Raw genomic sequence first — 5,031 nt, forward strand, 5'->3', positions numbered from 1 at the left:
GCAGGGAATACGGTAAAGCGCCTCGCGGCGCACCATGCTATTGTCCCCTGCACCTTTCGGATTCAGGTAAGGCATCAGACCCAGGAACCTCCCTCCGCGTTCCTCCCGACTATATCGGGGATATAACGAAGCGCCTCGTGGGGCATCAGGGTTTGCGGGCGACCCCGCCGTAGATGTTCACCTCGGCCGGCGCCGGGCGGGGGGAGTCGTCGGGCGGCCGCCACTCGGACACCAGCACCAGGCCGGGCGGGACAAGGTCGAGGCCGGCGAAGGCGATCTCGGCGAAGACGTTGGAGTCGCGCTTCTGCATGGTGATCCCGGCCTCGCGCATTACCGCCTGCCCGGCCGCGGTCCGCTCCCGGTCGTGCTCGGTGGTCAGGTGGGAGGCGACCAGGCAGCTGCCCGACGGCAGGGCGTTGAGCAGGGTGGCGACGATCTCGGCCGGCTGGTCGGCGTCGGCCAGCAGGTGCAGCAGCCCGACTAGCAGCAGCCCGACCGGCTGGCTGAAATCCAGCAGCTCGGCGGTGGCGGGCGCGGTCAGGATGGCGTCGGGATCGCGCGCGTCGGCCTGGATGTAAGCGGTGCGGCCCTCGGGGGCGGAGGCAAGCAGGGTGCGCGCGTGGACCAGCACGAGCGGATCGTTGTCGACGTAGACGATCCGGGACGAAGGGTCGATCGCCTGCGCGACCTCGTGCACGCTGGTCGCCGTGGGCAGGCCGGCGCCGATGTCGAGGAACTGCCGCAGGCCCGCCTCGGCGGTCAGGAACCTGACCGCCCGGCCGAGGAACGCCCGGTTCTCGCGCGGCGCGACGCGGGCGTTGGGCGACCTCTGCAGCACCCGCTCGACCGTCTCCCGATCGACCGCGAAATTACTGGTGCCGCCGATGAGAGCGTCGTAGACCCGGGCCGGATGCGGTCTGCTTGTGTCGATCTCGGGGGGTAGATCGGACATGCTCGAGCCTCTCGGATCGCGCGGATTACTCGGGCGGATCGGTGTGGTAGAGGTTCTGGGCCTCGGTCAGGCCCTTGGTTATCAGGGTCTCGACCGCGTCGGCGCAGCGGTCGAGGGCGAACGGCAGTTCCTTCCGCTCGGCGGCGGAGAAGTCCCTGAGCACGAAGTTCGCCGCGTCCATGCGGCCCGGCGGGCGGCCGATGCCGAACCGGACCCGGTAGTAGTCACGGGTGCCGAGCGAGGCGGTGATCGAGCGCAGTCCGTTGTGGCCGTTGTCGCCGCCGCCCAGCTTCAGGCGGACCGCGCCGAAGGGGACGTCGAGCTCGTCGTGCAGAACCACGGTCCGTTCGGGCGGGGTCTTGTAAAACCCGAGCAGCGCCGCCACCGGGCCGCCGGACAGGTTCATGTAGGAGTGCGGCCGGGCCAGCGTCGCGGGCTGGCCGGCCAGGCGGCCCTCGGCGATGTCGTTGCGGGTGCGGTTCGACTTAAAGCGCGCGCCCATCCGCTCGGCCAGCAGCGCCAGCACCATCTGGCCGACGTTGTGCCTGGTGCCCGCGTACTCCGGGCCCGGGTTGCCGAGCCCGACGATGATCCACCGGTCGTCCGCCATATGAGGAAGCTCCAATGTGCGTACGGGGAGCGCGGCACGACCTGCGCGCCGGGCTCCCCGTCAGCTCACGGCTGTTGTTACTCGGCCGCCTCGGCCGCGCCCGGCGCCGGCGGGACCTCGACCGGGGCCTCGGTCTCCTCGCCGCCCTCGCCGATCTCCTCGTCGAACTGCGCCTGGCTCCGCGGCTCGATCACGTGCAGAACCAGCGCCTCGGGGTCGCCCGCGAGGGTGGTGCCCTTCGGCAGCGTGAGGTCCTTGGCGAACACCTGGGTGCCGATCTGCGCGCCCTCGACGTCCACGTCGACGCCGTCGGGGAGGTGGGTGGCCTCCGCCTCGACGGAAAGCTGAACCATCTGCTGGTCGAGAATGCCGCCGGAGAAGACCTCGCCGTTCACCCGGATCGGGATTTCAACCGTGACCTTCTCGCCGCTGCGGACCTCGATGAGGTCGACGTGCTCGATCACGCCCTTGATCGCGTGCCGCTGCACCGCCTTCGGCAGCGCGAGCGCGGCCCGACCGGGCAGGCCCTCGACCCGGATCAGCGCGTTGGGGGTCTTCAGCGCGAGCATGAGCTCGTGCTCGGGCAGCGTGAAGTGGCGGTTCTCCGCGCCGTGCCCGTACATGACGGCGGGCACACGACCTTCGCGGCGGATGGCGCGGGACGCGCCTTTGCCGAACTCGGTGCGCGGCTCGGCTTCGATACGGACCTCAGGCACGGTCAGTCACTCCTCATACGGATACATGGATGCGCGTCGCGAGTCTAGCCGGCAAACAACGTGCGCGCGGCTGCGAGCATTTCGCATCCGCACGCACGTCAAGGGTCAGTTCGCTGGCCGGCGCGTGATTTCAGACCCCGTGGGCCTCGGGCGCCGCCGCGTCCTCGGGCGCCGCAGCATCCTCTGGAGCGGCCGCGTCCTCAGGAGCCGCCGCGTCTTCCGGCGCAGCCGCGTCCTCAGGAGCGGCCGCGTCCTCGGGAGCCGCCGCGTCTTCCGGCGCAGCCGCGTCCTCGGGAGCCGCCGCGTCCTCGGGAGCCGCCGCGTCCTCAGGTACCACTTCACTCATTTTGTTTCCCGTCCTTTCCATAACCCCGCCGCGCAGAGCGCCGGGAGCCGTCAATTCCCTATAAAAAAGGAATATGGTGCGTGAGCCCGCGCCGCGATCTTAGCGATGTCGCCCGCCGTTAATAGCGCAAATGACGGGAGACGGCGGCGTTAATCCTCGGCCAGCGAAGCGAGCAGCGAGGCCGTTTCCATCGCCTCGGGCTGATCGGCGACCTGCTCGAATATCTCGACCGCCCTGGTCAGCGCCTCCCGCGCAGCGGCCGTGCGCCCGATCTCACCGCGCACCTCGCCCAGGTGCTTCAGCGCCCTTGCCTCGGCCCGGAGCTGTCCGGATGCCCGGTGCTTGAGCACCGACTCGCCGAAGCTGGCAATCGCGTCGTCTGGCCGGCGAAGATCGCGATATACGCAGCCGAGGCCGTCAAGGGCGTATCCCTCGGAATGGCCGCCCATCTCGCGGGACTCGGCAAAGCACTTGGCCGCTGAATCCAGGTCGCCAAGCCCGTAGTAAAGGTCGCCGAGGTTGTTGAGCGCGACGCCGAGAAGCGATGACACGCCCAGTGGCCGCAGCAGGTCGACCGCGCGCCGCACATTCGCGAGCGCCGCCTCCCCCGGCCCCTCCATGCTCCGATGGGCCTCGCCGAGCGCGATCGCGGTCTGCGCTTCGCCGAGCGTGTCGCCGAACTCCCGCCGGATCTCCAGCGCCCGCTCAAGATGGCCGAACGCCTCGGCCTGCTGCAGCTTGACCAGCGCGAAGCCGAGCTGGTTGAGGACCCAGGCCTCACCGAGCCGATCCTCGGCCCTGTGCGCGCTGTCGGCCGCCACCCGGTGGGTGGTCACGCAGTCGGCCCAGTTGTTCCACCGGTTGAACACCGGGAAGAGGGTCGGCGGCAGCCGCCAGGCGACACCGTCCAGCCCCGTCGCGGCAGCCTGGCGGGTGGCGACGACGACATTCGCCCGCTCATCCCCGTACCAGGCCAGTGCGTCTTCAATGCCGGCGAACTCGACCGGGGGATGGTCTGCGGTCCTCCGCTCGCGCGGCACCTGGTAGCGGCCCGGCGAGACCGCGTTGGCGGCGGCCTCGGCCGTGTCCAGGTACCAGCGGAGCAGCCTGCCCACCGCCTCGCCGCGAGCGGACTCGAGCTCCTCCGCTTCCGCGCGCTCGGTGGCATAGACCCGCAGCAGATCGTGGAAGCGGTACCAGTCCGGCGCGGGCGACTCGAGCAGGTTGGCGTCGACCAGGGTCTCGAGCGCGTCCGCGGTGTCGTCTTCCGTCGCTCCGACCAGCGCAGCAGCGGCCGCCAGGCTGATCGACGACCCCTGCCACAGTCCGAGCAGCCGGAACACCCGGGCCGGGTCGATGCCCCGGCCGGGCGACCGGAGGCTGTCGTAGCTGACCTGGAACGACGCCCGGACGGCGAGGTCGCCGATGCTGAGCTCGTCGAGTCGGCGGTGCTCGTTGCGGAGCCTGGCCGCCAGCGTGCCGACCCGCCACTGCCTGCGCGCCGCCAGCCGCGCCGCGCAGATTCTGATCGCCAACGGCAATCCGGCGCAGGCGACGAGCACCTCAGCGGTGGCGTCCGGCTCCGCCGCTGCCCGCTCCGGGCCGACCACCCGGGAGAACAGGGCCAGCGCCTCGCTGTCCTCGAGCACGTTGAGGTCGACGAACCGGGTGTTCACCAGGTCCGGGGTCCGGTTCCTGGTGGTCACGAGGACGGCGCACGACGAGCTGCCGGGCAGCAGCTGGCGGACCTGGGCCGCGTCGCGGGCATTGTCGAGCAGGATAAGCACCCGGCGGCCGGTCAGCCGGGTCCGGTAGAGCGCTGCCCGCTCGTCGTCGTGAGCCGGGACCTTGTCCCCTTCGAGGCCGAGATCGCGGAGGAACCGGGCCAGCACCTCGCCCGGCTGGGCCGGCTGGGCGCTCGCCCCGAGCAGGTCAACGTAGAGCTGGCCATCGGGGAACTGCGCGCGGACCTGGTGGGCGGCGTGCACCGCGAGCGTGGTCTTGCCCAGCCCGCCTGCGCCGTTCACCACCGCGATCGGCACCGCGCCGGGATTGCTGGTCGCGTCCGCGCCGAGCAGCAGCGCGCACAGCTGCTCGACCGGCGTCTCGCGGCCGGTGAAGTCCCCGATGTCGGTCGGGAGCTGACTGGGGCGCGGAATGACCGGCCCCGGCCCCGGAGCAGGATCCAGCGCGCCCGGCCGGGCCGGGGCGGCGGCCTCGGGCGGACCCGAGTCGGCGATGGTGCCGATCGCGATCGAGCCGGGCGAAGCGGTCCGCGACGCGGCCATCCCGCCGACCGCGTCAATGCCGGCATCCGCGGCGTCCGGGCCGGCCGCGGTGGTCTGGCCGAGCGCGCCGACGGCGTCCGGCGGCGTCCTCGCTCGGCCGGCGTCCGTCCCGCTCGTGC

General features: G+C 71.4%; 5 protein-coding genes. All 5 read right to left on the reverse strand.

Annotated features, from left to right (window positions below; genetic code table 11):
- Positions 1-145 precede the first annotated feature (145 nt).
- Positions 146-952 (reverse strand): SAM-dependent methyltransferase, encoded by an 807-nt coding sequence (locus tag VG296_RS25355; RefSeq protein WP_325569872.1) that lies wholly within the window; start codon positions 950-952, stop codon positions 146-148.
- A gap of 25 nt (positions 953-977) precedes the next feature.
- Entirely contained in the window at positions 978-1,562 is a 585-nt protein-coding gene (gene pth / locus VG296_RS25360) for an aminoacyl-tRNA hydrolase (protein ID WP_325569874.1), read from the reverse strand.
- Positions 1,563-1,639: 77 nt separating this feature from the next.
- Positions 1,640-2,278: a 50S ribosomal protein L25/general stress protein Ctc gene (locus tag VG296_RS25365; RefSeq protein ID WP_325569876.1), complete on the reverse strand. Its 639-nt coding sequence runs from the start codon at positions 2,276-2,278 to the stop codon at positions 1,640-1,642.
- 130 nt (positions 2,279-2,408) lie between these two features.
- Positions 2,409-2,624 (reverse strand): hypothetical protein, encoded by a 216-nt coding sequence (locus VG296_RS25370; RefSeq protein WP_325569878.1) that lies wholly within the window; start codon positions 2,622-2,624, stop codon positions 2,409-2,411.
- 149 nt (positions 2,625-2,773) lie between these two features.
- A partial coding sequence (locus VG296_RS25375; protein WP_325569880.1) for an ATP-binding protein occupies positions 2,774-5,031 on the reverse strand: 2,258 nt, incomplete at its 5' end.

The sequence above is a fragment of the Actinospica sp. genome (assembly GCF_035552695.1).
GTDB lineage: Bacteria > Actinomycetota > Actinomycetes > Streptomycetales > Catenulisporaceae > Actinospica.